Genomic DNA, 2,860 nt, shown 5'->3' with positions numbered 1-2,860 from the left:
CACATATTGCTGTGGACCAACTGGTCGAACCCGGAAGACCGGCCGCTGTTCGCCAAGCGCGACGAGTGGGTCGGGAAGTTTGGCGAGGGCAAGGCCGACTGGATGCTGCGCAAGTCGCGCAACCTGTGCCTGTACCCGAACGTCTATCTCATGGACCAGTTCAGCTCCCAGATCCGGGTGGTGCGGCCGATCTCGGTGAACAAGAGCGAGGTGACGATCTATTGCATTGCACCCAAGGGCGAAGCGCCCGAGTCGCGCGAGCGCCGCCTGCGCCAGTACGAAGACTTCTTCAATGCCACCGGCATGGCGACGCCCGATGACCTGGAGGAATTCCGCTCCTGCCAGCACGGCTACGAGGCGCGCGCGGTCAAGTGGAACGACATGAGCCGCGGCGCGACGCACTGGGTTCGCGGACCTGATGCCAGCGCCGACCTGATCGGCTTGAAGCCGGAGCTGAGCTGCATCAAAACCGAGGATGAGGGGCTGTACATCGGGCAGCACGAGTACTGGCTGGACACCATGAAGAAGGCGTTCAAGGCCGAGCACGCCAACGGAGGCGAATGAAATGCTGTCCTACGAAGCCATTCAAGCCTTCCTCTACCAGGAAGCACGTGCACAGGCCGAGAAGCGCTGGGCTGACTGGCTGGCGTGCTTCGCCGACGACGTGACCTACTACATGCCGTCGTGGGATGACGACGACAAGCTCACCACGGATCCTCACAACGAGGTCTCGCTCATCTACTACCCGAGCAAGCAGGGCCTGGAGGATCGGGTGTTTCGCATCGAGACCGAACGCGCAAGTTCGTCGACGCCGGACACGCGCTACAACCGCTCGATCTCGAACCTCGAAGTCCTGTCGCAGGACGAGGGGCGCTGTGAGGTTTGCTTCAACTGGACGACGCACAGCTTCCGCTACGACATCGTCGATCTCTACTTCGGCACCTGTCGCTACGTCCTGGACACCAGCGGGCCCAAGCCGCTGATCAAGGACAAGTACGTGGTGGTGAAGAACGACTACATCCACCACATGCTTGACGTTTACCACCTCTGAGAAGTGACATGGCCTACAACATTGCGCTGCAGTTCGAAGATGGTGTCTCGCGCATCATTCCATGCGGTCCGGCCGAGCTGGTCTGCGATGCCGCTTACGCCGCCAAGATCAACATCCCGCTCGATTGCCGTGACGGCGCTTGCGGCACCTGCAAGTGCCACTGTGAGAGCGGCGAGTACGAGATGGGCGCCTATATCGAAGACGCGCTCACCGAAGACGAAGCCGCCGAGGGCTACGTGCTCACTTGCCAGATGAAGCCCAAGTCCGACTGCGTGATCCGGGTGCCGGCATCGGCAGCGGCCTGCAAGACCGAGGTCGGAACGCATGGTGGCAAGCTCACCAAGATCGCGCGCGACTCGGCAACCACCGTGTCCTTCTCGCTCCAGGCCGAGCGACCGCTGTCGTTCCTGCCAGGTCAGTACGTGAATCTTCAGGTGCCGGGGAGCAAGGAAACACGCTCGTACTCGTTCAGCTCGGCGCCCCGCAGTACGGATCTGTCGTTCCTGATCCGCGACGTACCCGATGGGTTGATGAGCAGCTACATGCGTCACAAGGCGCAGCCCGAGGACTTCATGATGTTCACTGGGCCGTATGGAAGCTTCTATCTGCGCCCCACGATCCGCCCGATCCTCATGCTGGCAGGCGGAACGGGCCTGGCGCCGTTCCTGTCGATGCTGCTGTGGATCAAGGACAACCCGACGGACCAGCCGATCCTGCTCGCCTACGGTGTCAACAGCAATGACGATCTGGTCGAGCTCGACACCCTTGCCGAGCTGAAGTCGGTCATATCGAACTTCGACTATTTCACTGTGGTCGTCGACAATGAAAGCGGTCATCCCCGGCTGGGCTATGTGACCAACCATCTGACGCCCGCGCACCTCAACGACGGCGATGTCGACGTCTATGTCTGCGGGCCGCCGCCAATGGTGGAGGGCGTTCGCAAGTGGATGGGCAGCGTCGGTGTCACACCAAAGAGCTTCCACTTCGAGAAATTCTCATCTGCCAACGAAGCTGCGGTGACAGCATGAGCACAGGCCGATTCCAAGGCAAGGTCGTCATCGTCACCGGTGCGGCGCAGGGCATCGGCCGCGGCGTCGCGCTGCGAGTGGCTGCCGAGGGCGGCACCGTCCTGGCGGTGGACCGCTCGCCACTGGTGCACGAGGTGGTCGATGAGATCACGACTGCGCAAGGAAAGGCTGCCGCGTTCGAGGCAGACCTGGAGACCTTTGCCGGGGCACAGAGCATGGTCGACGAGGCGCTGAATCGGTACAAGCGTGTGGACGTGCTGATCAATAACGTCGGCGGCACGATCTGGGCAAAGCCGTATGACCAGTACGGCGAGCAGGAAATCGAGAAAGAGATCCGTCGCTCCCTGTTCCCGACCCTGTGGTGCTGTCGCGCAGTGCTGCCCTTCATGGTCAAGAAGAAGAAGGGAACCATCGTCAACGTCTCGTCCATCGCAACGCGCAGCGTTCATCGGGTGCCCTATGCGGCGGCCAAGGGCGGGGTCAATGCGCTCACCGCCTCGATCGCGATGGAGCAGACCAGGAACGGCATCCGCATCAACGCCACCGCGCCAGGCGGCACCGACGCACCGCCGCGAAAGATCCCGCGCAACGCGGCCAGGCAGACGGCCAAGGAGAGGAGCTGGTACCAGGCCATCGTCGATCAGACCAAGGACTCCAGCCTCATGCACCGATACGCAACGATCGATGAGCAGGTCGCCCCCATCCTGTTCTTCGCGTCCGACGAATCGTCCTATATCACCGGGTCGATCCTTCCAGTCGGCGGCGGCGACCTCGGCTGAAC

4 protein-coding genes are annotated in these 2,860 nt (G+C 62.1%); all 4 read left to right on the top strand.

Annotated elements, in window-relative coordinates:
• A partial coding sequence (locus QTH97_RS36720; RefSeq protein ID WP_286573696.1) for an SRPBCC family protein occupies window positions 1-564 on the top strand: 564 nt, incomplete at its 5' end.
• A 1-nt stretch (window position 565) separates the two neighbouring features.
• Window positions 566-1,051, top strand: a complete 486-nt coding sequence (gene benB / locus QTH97_RS36715; RefSeq protein ID WP_286573695.1) for a benzoate 1,2-dioxygenase small subunit — start codon at window positions 566-568, stop codon at window positions 1,049-1,051.
• Window positions 1,052-1,059: 8 nt separating this feature from the next.
• The gene (gene benC, locus QTH97_RS36710) at window positions 1,060-2,079 is read left to right on the top strand and encodes a benzoate 1,2-dioxygenase electron transfer component BenC (RefSeq protein WP_286573693.1); all 1,020 of its coding nucleotides are present in this window, start codon (window positions 1,060-1,062) and stop codon (window positions 2,077-2,079) included.
• Window positions 2,076-2,858, top strand: coding sequence for a 1,6-dihydroxycyclohexa-2,4-diene-1-carboxylate dehydrogenase (locus tag QTH97_RS36705; protein WP_286573692.1), 783 nt, complete (start codon window positions 2,076-2,078; stop codon window positions 2,856-2,858). The genes benC and QTH97_RS36705 overlap by 4 nt, the downstream gene beginning before the upstream one ends.
• Window positions 2,859-2,860 lie beyond the last annotated feature (2 nt).

It is taken from the genome of Variovorax gracilis (assembly GCF_030317115.1).
Lineage (GTDB): Bacteria > Pseudomonadota > Gammaproteobacteria > Burkholderiales > Burkholderiaceae_C > Variovorax > Variovorax gracilis.
This window is presented reverse-complemented; position numbering and strand designations above follow the sequence as displayed.

What these genes read in the sequence shown, in the direction of transcription:
- benB (WP_286573695.1), top strand. Translation starts at nt 566, where the DNA reads ATGCTGTCCTACGAAGCCATTCAAGCCTTCCTCTACCAGGAAGCACGT.
- benC (WP_286573693.1), top strand. Translation starts at nt 1,060, where the DNA reads ATGGCCTACAACATTGCGCTGCAGTTCGAAGATGGTGTCTCGCGCATC.
- QTH97_RS36705 (WP_286573692.1), top strand. Translation starts at nt 2,076, where the DNA reads ATGAGCACAGGCCGATTCCAAGGCAAGGTCGTCATCGTCACCGGTGCG.